This is a genomic window from Xanthomonas sp. NCPPB 3959, assembly GCF_056675575.1.
In genome coordinates, this window is sequence record NZ_JBWWVR010000004.1 from 110,045 (window position 1) to 125,758 (window position 15,714).

At 64.0% G+C, this 15,714-nt stretch carries 14 protein-coding genes; 4 read left to right on the forward strand and 10 right to left on the reverse strand.

The features are described 5' to 3' along the window. Positions 1-30 precede the first annotated feature (30 nt). The 5 genes from AC1KVG_RS06545 to arfB form a co-directional block, all read right to left on the reverse strand. Positions 31-2,199, reverse strand: coding sequence for a M3 family metallopeptidase (locus AC1KVG_RS06545; protein WP_481093850.1), 2,169 nt, complete (start codon positions 2,197-2,199; stop codon positions 31-33). 332 nt (positions 2,200-2,531) lie between these two features. Then, positions 2,532-4,715, reverse strand: coding sequence for a peptidyl-dipeptidase Dcp (gene dcp, locus AC1KVG_RS06550; protein WP_481093851.1), 2,184 nt, complete (start codon positions 4,713-4,715; stop codon positions 2,532-2,534). 106 nt (positions 4,716-4,821) lie between these two features. After that, on the reverse strand, positions 4,822-5,838 hold the full coding sequence (locus AC1KVG_RS06555) for an isoaspartyl peptidase/L-asparaginase family protein (protein WP_481093852.1): 1,017 nt from the start codon (positions 5,836-5,838) through the stop codon (positions 4,822-4,824). A 98-nt stretch (positions 5,839-5,936) separates the two neighbouring features. Continuing rightward, complete coding sequence (locus tag AC1KVG_RS06560) at positions 5,937-6,566, reverse strand: lysophosphatidylcholine acyltransferase (RefSeq protein ID WP_104549914.1); 630 nt, start codon at positions 6,564-6,566, stop codon at positions 5,937-5,939. Positions 6,567-6,568: 2 nt separating this feature from the next. After that, positions 6,569-7,000, reverse strand: coding sequence for an alternative ribosome rescue aminoacyl-tRNA hydrolase ArfB (gene arfB / locus AC1KVG_RS06565; protein WP_104549913.1), 432 nt, complete (start codon positions 6,998-7,000; stop codon positions 6,569-6,571). 93 nt (positions 7,001-7,093) lie between these two features. Between arfB and AC1KVG_RS06570 the strand changes: the two genes are divergently transcribed. Then, complete coding sequence (locus AC1KVG_RS06570) at positions 7,094-7,636, forward strand: DUF2059 domain-containing protein (RefSeq protein ID WP_481093853.1); 543 nt, start codon at positions 7,094-7,096, stop codon at positions 7,634-7,636. Positions 7,637-8,019: 383 nt separating this feature from the next. On the opposite strand, the gene AC1KVG_RS06575 is transcribed toward AC1KVG_RS06570, so the two are convergent. The 3 genes from AC1KVG_RS06575 to AC1KVG_RS06585 all read right to left on the reverse strand — a co-directional run bounded on the left by AC1KVG_RS06575 (position 8,020) and on the right by AC1KVG_RS06585 (position 11,204). Then, the gene (locus tag AC1KVG_RS06575) at positions 8,020-8,793 is read right to left on the reverse strand and encodes a pseudouridine synthase (protein WP_481093854.1); all 774 of its coding nucleotides are present in this window, start codon (positions 8,791-8,793) and stop codon (positions 8,020-8,022) included. Between the two features lie 96 nt (positions 8,794-8,889). Beyond that, a complete protein-coding gene (gene ubiB, locus AC1KVG_RS06580; protein ID WP_481093855.1) occupies positions 8,890-10,563 on the reverse strand; it encodes a ubiquinone biosynthesis regulatory protein kinase UbiB in 1,674 nt (557 codons plus the stop codon). After that, entirely contained in the window at positions 10,560-11,204 is a 645-nt protein-coding gene (locus AC1KVG_RS06585; protein ID WP_481093856.1) for a ubiquinone biosynthesis accessory factor UbiJ, read from the reverse strand. The genes ubiB and AC1KVG_RS06585 overlap by 4 nt, the downstream gene beginning before the upstream one ends. Before the next feature lie 194 nt (positions 11,205-11,398). Here AC1KVG_RS06585 and ddlA point away from each other — a divergent pair, with 194 nt between their 5' ends. Together ddlA and AC1KVG_RS06595 are read left to right on the forward strand one after the other, a co-directional pair. Next, complete coding sequence (ddlA, locus tag AC1KVG_RS06590) at positions 11,399-12,502, forward strand: D-alanine--D-alanine ligase (protein ID WP_481093857.1); 1,104 nt, start codon at positions 11,399-11,401, stop codon at positions 12,500-12,502. Continuing rightward, positions 12,502-12,627 carry a hypothetical protein gene (locus AC1KVG_RS06595; protein ID WP_255086373.1) on the forward strand — a complete coding sequence of 42 codons (126 nt, stop codon included), beginning with the start codon at positions 12,502-12,504 and terminating at the stop codon, positions 12,625-12,627. The genes ddlA and AC1KVG_RS06595 overlap by 1 nt, the downstream gene beginning before the upstream one ends. A gap of 117 nt (positions 12,628-12,744) precedes the next feature. On the opposite strand, the gene AC1KVG_RS06600 is transcribed toward AC1KVG_RS06595, so the two are convergent. Next, positions 12,745-12,903 carry a DUF1328 domain-containing protein gene (locus AC1KVG_RS06600; RefSeq protein WP_003468167.1) on the reverse strand — a complete coding sequence of 53 codons (159 nt, stop codon included), beginning with the start codon at positions 12,901-12,903 and terminating at the stop codon, positions 12,745-12,747. A gap of 64 nt (positions 12,904-12,967) precedes the next feature. Continuing rightward, positions 12,968-13,978, reverse strand: coding sequence for a 2-alkyl-3-oxoalkanoate reductase (gene oleD / locus AC1KVG_RS06605; RefSeq protein WP_481093858.1), 1,011 nt, complete (start codon positions 13,976-13,978; stop codon positions 12,968-12,970). A gap of 444 nt (positions 13,979-14,422) precedes the next feature. Between oleD and AC1KVG_RS06610 the strand changes: the two genes are divergently transcribed. Continuing rightward, complete coding sequence (locus AC1KVG_RS06610) at positions 14,423-15,403, forward strand: serine hydrolase domain-containing protein (protein WP_481093971.1); 981 nt, start codon at positions 14,423-14,425, stop codon at positions 15,401-15,403. The last annotated feature ends 311 nt before the right edge of the window (positions 15,404-15,714 follow it).

Below are 15,714 nucleotides of genomic sequence, written 5' to 3' on the forward strand. Positions count from 1 at the left end.
GCGGATGCAACACCTACACACGCGCATCGCTCACTCCGTCAAACCACGGTTTTCCAGCAGCGCCTTGACGCCGGGATCCTTGCCGCGGAAATCGCGATACAGCGTCGCCAGATCCACCGTGTTGCCGCGTGAAAGAATCTTGGCGCGGAAGAGATCGCCGTTCTTGCGGTTCAAGCCGCCGTTTTCCTTGAACCATTCGAACGCTTCGTCGTCGAGTACTTCCGACCAGAAGTAGGCGTAGTAACGCGCCGAGTATCCACGGCTCCAGATGTGATCAAAATAGCTGGTGTGGTAGCGCGGCGGCACCTGGGGCAAGTCCACCTTGAAGCGTTTCAGCGCATCGGCTTCGAACTTGCTCACATCCAGCACGGGTGCGTCGGCGGGCCGAGTGTGCAACGCCAGGTCCAGCAGTTGGGCCGACAGTGTCTCGGTGATCTTATAGCCGCTGTCGAAGGTCCTGGATTTTTTCAACTTCTCCACCAACTCGGTCGGCATCGCTGCGCCGGTCTGATAGTGCTTGGCATAGTGGGCGAAAACAGCCGGATCCGACGCCCAGTGCTCGTTGAACTGTGAAGGAAATTCAACAAAGTCGCGCGGGGTGTTGCCGCTGCCCAAGGATGGGTATTTCCCTGCGAAAAACATGTGGTGCAACGCATGGCCAAACTCATGAAACATCAAGGTGACCTCCACCATGCTCAGCAGCGCGGGCTGACCGGCAGCGGGCTTGGTAAAATTACAGACGTTGACGACCACCGGCTTGGCGCCACTCAGTCCGTTGTGCTCCGCAAACGAGCCGTTCCAGGAGCCGCCCGACTTACTGTCACGCTTGAAATAGTCGGCGTAGAACAGCGCTATCGAGGTGCCATCCGCATCCAAGACCTCATACACCTTGACGTCCGGGTGATAGGTCGGGATGTCGGTGCGCCGCTTGAAAGTTATGCCGTACAGCTGGGTGGCCGCGTAGAAAACGCCGTTCTGCAGCACGTTGTCCAGTTCGAAATACGGCTTGATCTGCGACTCGTCCAGGTCGTACTTGGCTTTGCGCACCTGCTCGGCGTAGAAGTCCCAATCGGACGCGGCCAGTTTGAAGCCGCCCTTCTGGGCGTCGATCACCTTCTGGATCTCGGCTGCTTCGCGCCGAGCCTTGGCGGTGGCTGCCGGCACGGTGTCGGTTAGCAGCTTCAGCGCGGTCTCCGGCGTCTTGGCCATCTGGTCGCCCAGGCTGTAGGCGGCATAGGTATCGAAGCCGAGCAGCTTGGCCTTTTGCGCACGCAATTGGGTCAGGCGCTGGATGATCTGGCGGGTGTCATTGGCATCGCCCTGTTCGGCGCGTGTTTCCGAGGCTTTCATGATCTGCGCACGCAGCGCGCGATCCTTCAATTGCGCTAGCACCGGTTGCTGCGTGGTGTTTTCCAAGCTCAGCAAATAGCTTCCGTCGAGTTTGCGCGCCTTGGCGGCAGCGGCGGCAGCGGCGATATCGCCATCGCTGAGCCCGTCGAGTCTGGACTTGTCGTTCACCACCACCGCTGCGGCGAGTGTCGCAGCGGTCAGTTTGGTGTGGAACTGGGTGGTGAGCGTGGTTTCTTCCACATTGAGCTTGCGCAAGCTGCTTTTGTCGGCATCGGACAGTTGCGCGCCATCACGAATGAAGGCGTTGTAATCGTGTTCGAGCAGGCGCTTCTGCTCCGGATTCAGGGCAAGGGTGTCGCGCTGATCGTAGAGGGTCTTGAAGCGTGCAAACAGCTTTGGGTCCAGACCGAACTCATCCCCAAGTGTGGCCAATTTTGGCCCGATCTCTTGCTTGATCTTTTGGCGCACATCATTGGTATCGGCCGACGATAATGCGAAGAAAATATTCGATACCCTGGACAGCGTTTCGCCGCTACGCTCGAGCGCTTCCACCGTATTTTCAAAAGTCGCTGGCTCGGGGTTGTCGGCGATCTTGCGCAAATCGATTCGACTCAGCCGAATGCCTTCTTCAAACGCGGGCAGATAATCGCTGTCCTGAATCTTGTCGAACGGCGGCGCCTGGAACGGTAACGTGCTGGGAATCAATAGCGGATTCGAGCGGAGATCGGGCGCCTGCGCAGCTGTGGTCTTCCCGGTCGCGTCGGTGGGTGGCTGACCCGGCGACTCTTTTCCGGAACAGGCAGCCAGTGCCAGGGTGATGGCGGCGGCCAGGGCGAGGGTACGGAGCATGCTGTGGGTCATTCCTATGAGCGGGTAGGCACGGCGGGCGATGTAGCGGATCTATCGGCATCCACCACATGCGCTTCCACTGAATGGCCTGCACAGGCCGGGTGAGTTAATTGCTGGCGAAAGGTGCCGCTAGCGGTGCGCGCCGTACGCTTGCGGACAGCGCCGGTGGCGGATTGCCGAAACATCCGTGCAGCATTCACCGGCGTTGGCGGGTCATCAGTATTCCCTGCTCCGTCGCAAGCGAACGTGCCAACGACGAATCGCTGTTCCTCTAACCGAAACGGGATGGCCTAGGCCATCCCGTTTCGCTTGCATCGGCGTGCTACCTCGACTTACTCGGTCAGCCCACGATTCTCCAGCAGCGCCTTGACGCTGGGATCCTTGCCGCGGAAGTCGCGGTACAGCGTGGCAAGGTCCACGGTGTTGCCGCGCGAGAGGATCTTGGCGCGGAAGATGTCGCCGTTCTTGCGATCCAGACCGCCGTTTTCCTTGAACCATTCGAATGCGTCGTCGTCGAGCACTTCCGACCAGAAGTAGGCGTAATACCCGGCCGAATAGCCGCCGCCCCAGATGTGGTCGAAGTAGCTGCTGCGATAACGCGGCGGCACCTCGGCCAGATCGACCTTGAAGCGCTTGAGCGCGTCGGCTTCGAACTTGCTCACGTCCTGCAACGATGCGTCGGCCGGCTGGGTGTGCCAGGCCAGGTCGAGCAACGCGGCCGAGAGATATTCGGTAGTCGCGTAGCCGCTGTTGAAGGTCTTGGCCTTCTTGATCTTTTCCACCAGCTCGACCGGCATCGCCGCGCCGGTCTGGTAGTGCTTGGCGTAGTTGGCGAAGACCTTGGGATCGGAGGCCCAGTGTTCGTTGAACTGCGAGGGGAACTCGACAAAATCGCGCGAGGTGCTGGTGCCGGCGATCGAGGGGTACTTCACCTTGGAGAACATGCCGTGCAGCGCGTGGCCGAACTCATGGAACAAGGTGGTGACGTCGTCGAAACTCAGCAGCGCCGGCTGGCCGGCGGCCGGCTTGGTGAAGTTGCAGACGTTGTAGACCACCGGCTTGGCACCGGTGAGGCCGTCCTGTTCGACAAACACGTCCATCCAGGCGCCACCGGACTTGCTGTCGCGCTTGAAGTAGTCGGTATAGAACAGCGCCATCGAGGTGCCGTCTGCGTCGAACACTTCATACACCTTCATGTCCGCGTGATAGGTCGGGATGTCGGTGCGCTGCTTGAAGGTGATGCCGTACAGCTGCGTAGCCGCGTAGAAAACGCCGTTCTGCAGCACGTTGTCCAGTTCGAAATACGGCTTGATCTGCGACTCGTCCAGGTCGTACTTGGCCTTGCGCACCTGCTCGGCGTAGAAGTCCCAATCGGACGCGGCGAGTTTGAAACCGCCGGTCTTTGAATCAGCACGCTGGGCGTCGATCACCTTCTGCATCTCGGCCACTTCGCGGCGCGCCTTGGCAGTGGCGGCCGGCACGGTGTCGGTCAGCAGCTTGAGCGCGGCGGCCGGGGTCTTGGCCATCTGGTCGCCCAGGCTGTAGGCGGCGTAGCTGTCGAAGCCGAGCAGCTTGGCCTTTTGTGCGCGCAGTTGCGCCAGGCGCTGGATGGTCTGGCGGGTGTCGTTGGCATCGCCTTTTTCTGCGCGCGTTTCCGAGGCCTTGAGCACCTCGGCGCGCAGCTGGCGGTTCTTCAGCGAGGCCAGTACCGGTTGCTGAGTGGTGTTCTGCAAGGTGAGCAGGTACTTGCCGTCGAGCTTGCGCGCCTTGGCCGCATCGGCGGCGGCGGCGATATCGCCTTCGCTCAGACCATCGAGCTTGGCCTTGTCGTCCACCACCACCGCACCGGCAGCCGAAGCGGCGACCAGACGGGTATGGAACTGGGTGGAGAGCGTGGTCTCTTCGATATTGAGCTTGCGCAGGCTGTCCTTGTCGGCATCGGACAGCTGCGCACCGGCGCGCACGAGTTCTTCGTAATCGCGCTCGAGCAGACGCTTCTGCTCCGGGTCCAGGCTCAGCGTGTCGCGCTGGTCGTAGAGGGTTTTGACGCGTGCGAAGAGCTTGGGATCGAGATTGATTTCGTCCTGGTGCGCGGCCAGCTTGGGCGCGATCTCTTCCTGGATCTTCTGGCGTGCGTCGCTGGTATCGGCCTGCACCAGCCCGAAGAAGATGCGCGACACGCGCGAGAGCGTTTCGCCACCACGCTCCATCGCTTCGATGGTGTTGTCGAAGGTGGGCGGTTCGGGGTTGTCGGCAATTTTGCGGATCTCGGCCAACTGCAGGCGCATGCCTTCTTCGAAGGCCGGCAGGTAATCGCTGTCCTTGATCTTGTCGAACGGCGGCGCCTGGAACGGCAGCGTGCTGGCGGTCAGCAGCGGGTTCGGCGCGGCATCGGCGGCCGGGGTGGCGGCGGTCTTCTCGGGCACGGTGGTGGACTCCTTACCGGACGAATCTTTTCCAGAACAAGCAGCCAGTGCCAGGGTGATGGCAGCGGCCAGAACGACGGTACGCGACATGGCGTGTAATTCCTGAGTGGGTAGAGCAGCCGGTCACGCTAGCGGGTTTGCGGGCCGCTGGCATGTGCCGTTGGATTGGATGGACGGGTTCGGTTGAGGATGTGCGCTACAACGTCTCGTCCTTGAAGATCGCCACGTGCGGCGTGCCATCGGCGCCGATCCAGCCGCGATACATGCCCTCGGTGTTGAACGGGAACGCAGCATTGCCCTGCGCATCCAGCGCGATGGCGCCGCCGTCACCACCGGCCTTGGGAATCTCCTGGTCGATCACTGCTTCGGCCGCCTGTTGCAACGACTGGCCGGCGTATTTCATGCGGGCGCAGATGTCGTAGGCGGCCACCGCGCGGATATAGAACTCGCCCCAGCCGGTACCGGACACCGCGCACTGGCTGTTGGCATAGGTGCCGGCGCCGATGATCGGCGCATCGCCGACGCGGCCGTAGCGTTTGTTGGTCATGCCGCCGGTGGAGGTGCCGGCGGCCAAGTGTCCCTCGCGATCCAGCGCCAGCGCACCGACAGTGCCGAAGTGCTTGGCGGTTTCCAGATCGAGTTCGGCCTGCGCCTTGCGGTCGCCGGCCTCGGCCTTGAGCGCTTTCTGCAGTTGCTGCCAACGCTTGTCGGTGCGGAAATAGCTTGGGTCGACCAGGGTGACGCCTTGCTCGCGCGCAAATTGTTCGGCGCCGTCGCCGACCAGCATCACGTGCTTGGAGCGGTCCATGACGCTGCGTGCCAGCTGGATCGGGTTCTTGACCGTGTGCACGCCGGCAATCGCGCCGGCCTTGCCGGTGGCGCCGTCCATGATCGCCGCATCCAGTTCGTTCTTGCCGTCATGGGTGAACACCGCGCCGCGCCCGGCGTTGAACTGCGGCGCGTCCTCCAGCACGGTGATGGTGGCGGCCACCGCATCCACTGCGCTACCACCACGTTGCAGCACCGCGTGACCGGCTCGCAGCGCGCGTTGCATCGCCTCGCGCGCCTGCGCCTGTTCGTCTGCGGACAGGCCGGCTTTCTCCACGCCGGCGCCGCCGTGGATCACAAGCATCGGCGTGGCCGCCAGCGCCGGGCCGGCAGCAAGCAGGAGGGAGAGCGACAAACACAGTGCGCGTGCGGACAAGCCCATCATGGTGTTTCCTCGGTGGAGGCAGCGAGGTGCCCGGCGGCGCCGGTCATGAATGCAGGCGACCGGCAGTGACAAAACCTTTCAAGCGCGTGGCCGCATCCTCACAGCGTATCGCGATGCTTGCCGCGCCACGGCCGGTACCAGGTGCGGATGGCGGCGATATCGGCGGCCATGTCGGTCCCGGTCCAGAACGGCTCGCCGATGCCCACGGTCTTGCTGGGATAGTCGAAATACACCGGCAGGATCGGCACCTTGGAGTCGGAGGCGATCTTCCAGAAGCCCGCCTTCCAGTTTTCCACGCGCTTGCGGGTGCCTTCGGGGGTGATCACGTACCACATCTGCTCGGAGTTGCGGATCAGCCGCACCGCCTGGCCGATGGTGCCCTGCGGCGAGCTGCGGTCCAGCGGGATGGCGCCCAGCTTGCGCAGCAGTGGGCCCAGCGGCCACCAGAACAACTGCGCCTTGCCCAGCACGCGCACATCGAAGCCCAGCGCGAACTTGGCCGCAAAGCCCACAAAGCCGTCCCAGTTGGACGAATGCGGGGCGACGATCATCACCAGCTTGGGTTCGTCGGGCAGCCGCCCGAGCAGGCGCCATCCGGTCAGGCGCAGTGCGGTGCGGCCCAGCCAGCGGCCGAAGCGGCCGTGGGCACGCGGCATTCTGGGCGGGGTTGACTGCAGCAGGATGTTGGCCTGTGTTACCGGTGGCAACGACGGGTCGGTGTGACTCACGCTTACTCCCAGTGGGACGCAGAGCGTCCACGCTTGATATGGCTGCGCTCACGCTTGGCATCCAGCCGCCGCAGCTTGGCACCATGACTCGGTTTGGTGGCGACCCGGCGCTTGGGCACCGACAGGCACGCATTGATGATTTCGACCAGCCGCTCGCGCGCATCCTCGCGGTTGCGGTCCTGGGTGCGAAAGCGCTGCGCGTCGATCACCAGCACGCCCTCGGCGGTCATGCGGCGGTCGCGCCGCGACAGCAGCCGCGCGCGCAGCGGTTCGGGCAGCGACGGCGATCCGGCCACGTCGAAACGCAGCTCCACCGCGGTGGAAACCTTGTTGACGTTCTGCCCACCCGCGCCGCTGGCGCGCACGAAGCGTTCGACGATCTCGCTGGGCGGGATCGTCAGGCTGGGAGTGATCTGGATCGGGTCGCTGGCCATTGTCCGGCGATTGTATCGGCAGCGGCGTGGACGCGCGCGCGAACGCGGGCTCCCGTATGCTGCGGCCGGTCCCCAGTTTTGCAGGATGCTCCGATGACACCACCCCGTTCCGTTGCCGCCGTCCGCGCCTTCGCGCGCCGCCTGATCGTGCTGGCCGCGCTGGCACTCGCCACGCCCGCCGCGTTCGCGCAAGCGCCCAGCGATGCCGACGTTAACCGTCTACTGGCCGCCTCACGCGCGCAGACCATGCTGGACACGATGCTGCCGCAGATCGAAGCGATGCAGCAGCAGCAATTCGCCCAGCTCACCGCGCAGCGCCAACTCGATGCCGCCCAACAGGCGCAGTTGCAGCGCATCCAGGACCGCACCCGCCAGACCGTGCGCAAGGCGCTGTCGTGGTCGGAGCTGCGCCCGATGTATGTGGACATCTACAAGCGCTCGTTCTCGCGCGAGGACGTGCTGGCCATGGCCGAGTTCTATGAGAGTTCGGCCGGCCAGAGCCTGCTCGACAAGACCCCGGCACTGACCCAGAACCTGATGGGCGCGATCCAGCAGAAGATGCTGCCGCTGTTTGCCGATCTGCAGAAGGATCTGGAGAAGATCGTCAATGAGCCGGCGGCGGCGCAGAAGCCCTGAAGGGCTGGGATTGGGGAATCGGGATTGGGGATTGGGGATTCGTAACAGCGTGGTTCCTGCAACGGATGCGGATGCTAGGTCGATTGCGTTGACGATTCCGGCGGTGCCCCAGCTTTCCTTCAGTGGGAGAAGCCTGCTCCAGCCCCTCTCCGCCGGGAGAGGGAGTTGGGGTGAAGGCAGTAAGCGGCGAAGCAGCACGTGCATCCAAACTCCACCAGGCTTCGCTCGCACCCTCATCCGCCCCTACGGGGCACCTTCTCCCGATGGGAGAAGGAGCAGTCAAGCCCCTCTCCCGCCGGGAGAGGGGTTGGGGTGAGGGTACGGCTGCCTGAAAACGTTGCCGCTCGACGTTGGTGCACTGACAGATCCATGACCACGTCGCATCACTGCACGTGTGTCGTGCCTTGCAACCCCGCCACGTCCCACCCGAACAATGCACACGCTTTCGCAAACTCCACATCCAGCGGCGCCACCACGCTGATGCGCCGCCCATCGGCCGGATGCGGGAACCCCAAGCGCTCGGCATGCAGCAACATGCGGTGGATCCCAAGCATGCGGAAGCTGCGGTTATGCCGGCCATCGCCATGGCTGGTGTCGCCGATCATGTGATGCGACAAGTGCTTCATATGCCGGCGAATCTGCCGGAAACGCCCGGTCTGCGGCTGGCAGCGCAGCAGCGCATAACGTGAGGTGGCAAAGCCGGTGGAGGGAATCTCCAGCTCGCCGGTGGCCAGCCGCTGGAAATGGGTCACCGCCGGCTTCTTGACCGGCTTGCCGGGGCCACCGTCCAGATCGTGATCGACGATGAAGCGCTCCTCGGCCGGCCAGCCGCGGCACACCGTCAGATAGTCCTTCTCCAATTCGCCGGCCATCAAGGCCTTGCCCAGCGCACTAGCGCTCTCGCGATCGAACGCCAGCAGCAAGCAACCGCTGGTCGCGCGATCGAGCCGGTGCACCAGAAAGATCGGCCGGCCCAATTGCTCGCGCAGGCGGTCGGCCAGAAAGTCGTCCTCCCCGCGCGCCAGCTTGCTGTCGTGGACCATCAGGCCCGCAGGTTTATTGACGACGGCCAGGACATCGTCCTGGTGGAGAATCTGCAGCGGGTCGGTCGATATGCTCACCGGCCGATTATCCGCATCGCTGACACCGCATGCCACTGCGTTGGCGCGCCACGACTCGAAGGCCGCGCTGGTGCCCCGCTGCAGGTATTGCCGAAATGCAGCCGAATGCAGCGGGCCACCTATCGCAATGTGTCAGCGGCGCAGCCAGGCGATCAGCAAGGCCACCGAACCGGCCGTGCCGCTGACCCAGCTCCACACCGGCACAGTGCCCAGATACCAGCCGTTCGGGTGCAGGCCATACAGCACGGCGGCGACCACCAGCAGGCCGCTGCCGGTGATGGCGGTGACCACGCGCGTCTGCAACTTGCGCAGGCTCACATCCAGCGCGCGCAACTCGGCCGAGCGGATATCGAGCTGATGGCGGCCTTCCACCTGCTGCTTCAACCAGCTGTGCACCAGGCGCGGCATGTCCGGCGCATGCGTCATGATTTCCGGTAGCCGCTTGCGCAATTCGCCCAGCACCCGGCGCGGGCTGTAACGCTCGCGCAGGATGCGTTCGAGCACCGGCCGCGCCACTGCCCAGATATCCAGCTTGGGATCGAGCTGGCGGCCGACACCCTCGATATTGAGCAAGGTCTTCTGCAACAGGATCAGCTGCGGCTGCAGCGTCAATTCGTAACGCTGCGCGACGCGGAACAACTTGATCAGCACTTCGGCCAGCGAAATCTCCGACAACGGCCGGGTGAAGTACGGCTCGCACACCGAGCGCGCGGCCGCTTCCAGTTCGTCGATGCGCACGTTGTCCGGCATCCAACCTGCTTCCACGTGCAACTCGGCCATGCGGCGATAATCCTTGTGGAAGATCGCCATGAAGTTCTCGGCCAGGTAGTACTGATCTTCCTGCGAGAGCTGGCCCATGATGCCGAAATCCAGCGCTATGAAGCGCGGATTGAGCCGGCGCTCCGGGTCCGAGTCGACCCAGATGTTGCCGGCGTGCGCATCGGCATGGAAGAAGTTGTCGCGGAACACCTGCGTGTAGAACACGCGCACGCCCTTGGCCGCCAGCGCCTTGCGATCGATACCGGCCGCATCGAGCTTTGCGATGTCGTCGGAAGGAATGCCGTACACGCGCTCCAGGGTGAGCGCGCGCTCGGCGGTGTGCGACCAGATCACCTCGGGCACGTACAAATCGTCCGAGCCTTCCCAGAAGCGGCGCAGCACGCTGGCGTTGGCGCCTTCGCGTTGCAGATCGAGTTCGGCCGACAAGGTGGCTTCGATCTCGGCCACCACTTCGCGCGGGCGGATCTTGTCCGCGCGCGGGTGGGTGCGCTCGACCAGCGTGGCCAACGAATGCAGCAAGGCGATATCGGCATCGATCTGGCGCTCGATGTCCGGGCGCAACACCTTGACCACCACTTCGCGGCGCACGCCGTTGGCGTCCGGCGGCAGCGTGGCCGCATGCACCTGCGCGATCGAGGCCGAGGCCAGCGGTACGGTGTCGAATGCGGCGAATGCCACGCTCACCGGCAGGCCCAGCGCGCGCTCCACGATCAGCCGCGCAACTTCGCCGTCGAATGGTTTGACCCGGTCCTGCAGCAGGGTCAATTCGTCGGCCACGTCGGCCGGAATCAGGTCGCGCCGGGTCGACAGGATCTGCCCGAACTTGACGAAGATCGGCCCCAGTTCCTGCAGCGCCAGGCGCAGGCGCGCACCGCGCGATTGCGCGGCGATCTCGGCGCTGGCACGCGGCACGAATGGCTTGGCCAGGCGCAGCCAGCGCTCGGCCGGCGTGCCTTGCAGCAAGACATCCAGCCGATAACGCAGGATCACCCGGCCGATGCGGCTGGCCCGCAGCAGCGCCTTCATGCCGCACCTCCGGCAGCACGCAGGCGCGCCACGCGTGCAGCCAGCCGTTCGACGTCGTCGCGCAGTTCGTCGACATCGTCGTGGAAGGCGTCGAGTTCGGCGCGTGGCACCACATCGCGCGATTCTTCGGTCACGAATTCGGCCGCGCTGTGCGCCAGATCCACCGCACTGCGGCGCGCCTGCTGCAGCGCTGCACGCACCGCGCCGGCGATCTGCACGCCCAGGATGTCGCCAAACACCGCCACGAACGGCAGTTGCCAATCCGGATCGAACCGCCCTGCCAATTGCTGCAGCTGGCGCGCCAGCTCGGCATCGCCGGAGACCTTGAGCCGGCCCGCCGGCGCACCATTGCGGCGCGCATTGGCCAGAAACGGCAGCTGGCCGAGCAGGCCGGCCAGGGTGCTGCGCACGGCGAGGTCTGGCTCCTGCATCTGGTCCACCGGGCCGACCAGCAGCCGGCGCTCGTGCACGCGGATCTGCAAGGCCAGCGCGGGGGCTTCCAGCGTCAGCGCGATGCGCTGGCCTTCCAGCGGCAACAGGGCGTCGCGGGTATCCGGGTCCAGCGCCAGCGCGCGATTGAGCGCGGCTTGCAGGGCCTGGCCGGCGAGCGGCTTGAGTGAGTTGAGCAGTGATCCGGGCATGGGCCCATTCTACCGTCCCCGCATGTCGCAACTGCTTGATGGTGAGCTGGCGAGTGCACGCCGGAGGCGGATGCGGCGGTCATGGCAGGTCACCTTGGTGGCAAGGCCGCTTGCGTCGGTCGTGGAGGACTTCCTTCAGCGCGCCGGCCGCGGGCATGCTGGCGACCTCATTGAACAGGTGGCAGGAGCAGGCGATGCGCAAGATCCGGGTCGGTCTCATCTTCGGCGGCAAATCGGCCGAGCACGAGGTCTCGCTGCAATCGGCGAGAAATATTCTGGATGCGCTCGATCCGCAGCGCTTCGAGCCGGTGCTGATCGGCATCGACAAGCAAGGCCAGTGGCACGTCAACGACCCCGACAGCTTCCTGCTCAATGCCGACGACCCGGCGCGCATCGCCTTGCAGCGCAGCGGTCGCGGCGTGGCGCTGCTGCCGGGTGCACAGCAGCAGCAGTTGCGTCCGACCCAGCCGGAGCAGGCGCTGGCGCAGATCGATGTGGTGTTTCCGATCGTGCACGGCACGCTGGGCGAAGACGGCTCGCTGCAAGGGTTGTTGCGCATGGCCAATCTGCCCTTCGTCGGCTCCGGCGTGCTCGGCTCGGCAGTGGCGATGGACAAAGACATGGCAAAACGCGTGCTGCGCGATGCCGGACTGGAGGTGGCGCCGTTCGTGTGTTTCAACCGCCACACCGCCGCACACGCCGACGTGCATGCGTTGGTTGCGCAGTTCGGTTTGCCGTTGTTCGTCAAACCGGCCAATCAAGGCTCATCCGTCGGCGTCAGCCAGGTGCGCACTGCGGAGGAGTTTGCCGCCGCACTCGCGTTGGCGCTGGCGTATGACCATAAGGTGCTGGTGGAAGCAGCGGTGACCGGGCGCGAGATCGAATGTGCCGTGCTGGGCAATGCTACGCCGAAGGCCAGCGTATGCGGCGAAGTAGTGGTGCACGACGCGTTTTACTCTTACCAGACCAAGTACATCAGCGAACACGGCGCCGAGATCGTGATTCCGGCCGAGATCGATGCGCAGACGCAGCAGCGCATCCAGCAGATTGCCGTGCAGGCTTATCAGGCGCTGGACTGCGCCGGCATGGCGCGTGTGGACGTGTTTCTCTGCGCAGATGGCCGCATCATGATCAACGAGGTCAACACGCTGCCGGGTTTCACCCGGATCAGCATGTATCCCAAGCTATGGCAGGCAAGCGGGCTGGACTATCGGAGTTTGATCACGCAGTTGATGGAGCTGGCGTTGCAGCGGCACGCTGACGATCAACTGCTGCGTAGTGCGGTGGAACCGCGCTGATGAGTCCATCGCAGGTGCGCGAGGTGCAGTTGCACGATCATCCGGCACTGCTTGCACTCAACAATGCGCATGCCACCGAATTGTCGTTCAGCAGGCACGTGCAATATCTTGAAAAACTGCTTTAAAACAGCCACAACGCAACGGTAGAGCCCTCATAACGCAGATGGCCCGCTCCTTGCGGAAGCGGGCCATCTGAGCGTCAATCGGCAGCGCCGCTGCCGTGACGTATCGCAGCTAAGTGGTTAAACCTTGCCGCGACGGAACATCGAGATCACTGCCAGGATCAGGAACACCACAAACAGGATCCAGGCGATGTTGGTCGCCGCACCGGCGATACCACTGAAGCCCAGCACAGCGGCGATGATGGCGATGACGAAGAAAATGATGGCGTAATGCAGCATGGCAAGGATTCCAGAAGTTGTCGTGCCGAATCGGCGCAGACGTATCCTGAAGATATGGCGGTCTTTACCGGGTGATGGCGATGTCGTTGGAAGATGAGGATCGCAGCCGCTGCAGGCCTTCTTCGATGCTGATACTAGGTATATAACCAAAGTCGCGACGCGCCGGTTCCATGCTGTACCAATGCGGCGTGCACAATTGTTCCACCAGAAAACGCGTCAACGGCACTTCGCCTGGCAGACGCAACAGTGGCCACATGGTCTCGCACACCGCACCGATTCTGTAGGCGGTCTTGAACGACAGCGAACGCGTCACTGCCGGTGCATCCACCGCGGCCAGCAAGCGATTGAGCAACTCGCGCATCGGCAACGGCTCGCCATTGGAAATGAAGTACGCCTTGCCTGCGCAGGCAGCCCCGTGCGCGAGGTGCTCGAACGCATCGAAGTGCGCTTGTGCGGCGTTGTCGATGTAGGTGCTGTCCACCAGGTTGCTGCCATCGCCGACCATGCGCAGTCGCCCGGCGCGCGCACGTGCTGCCAGGCGCGGCAGCAGATGATTGTCGCCCGGCCCCCAGATCAGACGTGGACGCAAGGCCACCGTCGCCAGCTGCACATCGTTGGACGCCAGCACTGCGCGCTCGGCGATCGCCTTGGTGGCTGCATACGCTGCGCGCAGGTCTTCGCCGTAGGGCACTTCGTCGGCGCCCAGACCTTCCACCGGATTGGTGGCGCGATGGGTGACGCTAGGTGTGGAGGTGTAGATCAGGCGCGGCACGCCATTGGCACGACACGCGTCGATCACGTTCTGCGTACCGACCACATTGGCCTGGTGATAGCTGTCGTAGCTGCCCCACGCACCGGCCTTGGCCGCGTTGTGGAAGACCGCATCGATACCGGCAAAAGCGTGCCGCACCGCTTGCGGGTCGGCCAGGTCGCCACGGATCTGGCCCACGCCCAAGGTCTGCAGAATCGGGTAATCGCCGCGCTGGAAACTCACCACCTCATGCCCGCGCGCGCGCAGGCCGCGGCACAACGCCTGGCCGAGAAAGCCACCACCACCGGTCACCAGCACCTTCATTGCGCCACATCCATTGTTCCTGCAGGGCGCACACAATAGCCGGACCGGACCGTTATCGCGATGCGACGCGCGCAGGCAACCGCCTGCGGCTTACGCAAGCCATTGATCGCAAAGAGCTTCATAAATCTTCATTGAGACATCAGGCAGTTCATTCGCGCTGCTGGCGTCATGGCGGGACCCTGGATCGCTGGAGTCACCATGACCCGCCTGTCGCTGCTGTTGTCCGCCCTGCTCGTCATCTTCCCGCTGCATGCCGCCCCGCCTATTGCTTCTCCAGGAGCCGCTTCTCCAAGAGCCGCCACTCCAGGCATTGCCACACCAGGTCCATCGGCTGCCGCGTCACCGACTGTGCCTCCAGCGGCCACCCCGCCGCCGGCCCTGGATGACGGCTGGCCGGTCGCCAACGCTGCCGCCAGCCGCTGGAACCTGCCCGTGCTGGCACAGATGGAACAGGCACTGGCTGCCGATCTGGCGCCATCCACCACCAGCGTGCTGATCGTGCGCGATGGCGTGCTGGTCTACGAACACTACCTGGGCGATGCCGATCGCCAGACCTTGCACGACACCCGCTCGTTGACCAAGAGCGTCACCGGGCTGCTGGTCGGTGCGGCGATCGAGCGCAAGTTGATCCCCAACGCGCAAGCCAAGGTTTACGACTACTTCGGCGATCGCCAATGGCAGCATCCCGATCCGCGCAAGCGCGACATCACCCTCGAAGACCTGCTCACGATGAGCTCGCAGCTGGAATGCAACGACGACAACGCCTTCTCCGCCGGCAACGAAGAACGCATGTACGTCAGTGCGGACTGGACGCAGTTCGCCCTGGATCTGCCGATTCGTGGCTACGCGCCATGGATGCAGCGGCCCGCGCAAAGCCCGCACGGCCGCGCGTTTTCGTATTGCACCGCAGGCTCCTTCCTGCTCGGTGCGGTGCTGGAAAAAGCCAGCGGACAGCGGCTGCAGGCGTTTTCCGCACAGGTGCTCGAAAAGCCGCTCGGGATCGAGCAGGCGCAGTGGAATGTGTCGTCCGAAGGAGTAGGCATGGGCGGTGGCGGCACCCGTTACCGCAGCCGCGATCTGGCCAAATTCGGCCAGTTGCTACTTGCACAGGGACGTTGGCAAGGCCGCCAGGTGATTGCCGCCAACTGGATACGCACGATGACCAGCGTACATGCGCAGGCACGCGACGATGCCGATTATGGCTACCAACTCTGGCACTTCCTGTTCCCGGTGCACGGCGTGCAACGCGACACCTGGGCGATGTCCGGCAATGGCGGCAACTACGTCTTCGTCGTACCCGCAGAACGGTTGGTGGTAGTGCTCACGCGCAGCGCCTACAACACCCGGCAGATGCACCAGCAATCACATCGGTTGCTGACCGACTATGTGCTCAAGGCGCTGCCTGAGAGCAACCAGGCACGCTGATAAAACATCTCTAACGCTGTATCGATGGAGGCAACGTGTTGGCCGCACTCGCCTGCGTTGACGAGTGGAGTGATGTCAGGAATGGCAGTGACATTGCAGATCGAAAGGAGCCGATCAGACCCCACCGCATCTGAAGGCCGCGCTGCATGCAATGCTCGCAACACTGCTTGTAACCACGCACACCGACCCTCTCGACTGGTCCTTGCCCGGCCACCGTCGCGGGACCTTACGCGGCATGGATGCCGCGTAAGAGCTTACAAGGACGTACTTGCAGCGTGTCCCGCGATGGTGGCCGGGCAAGGGCCCTGCAG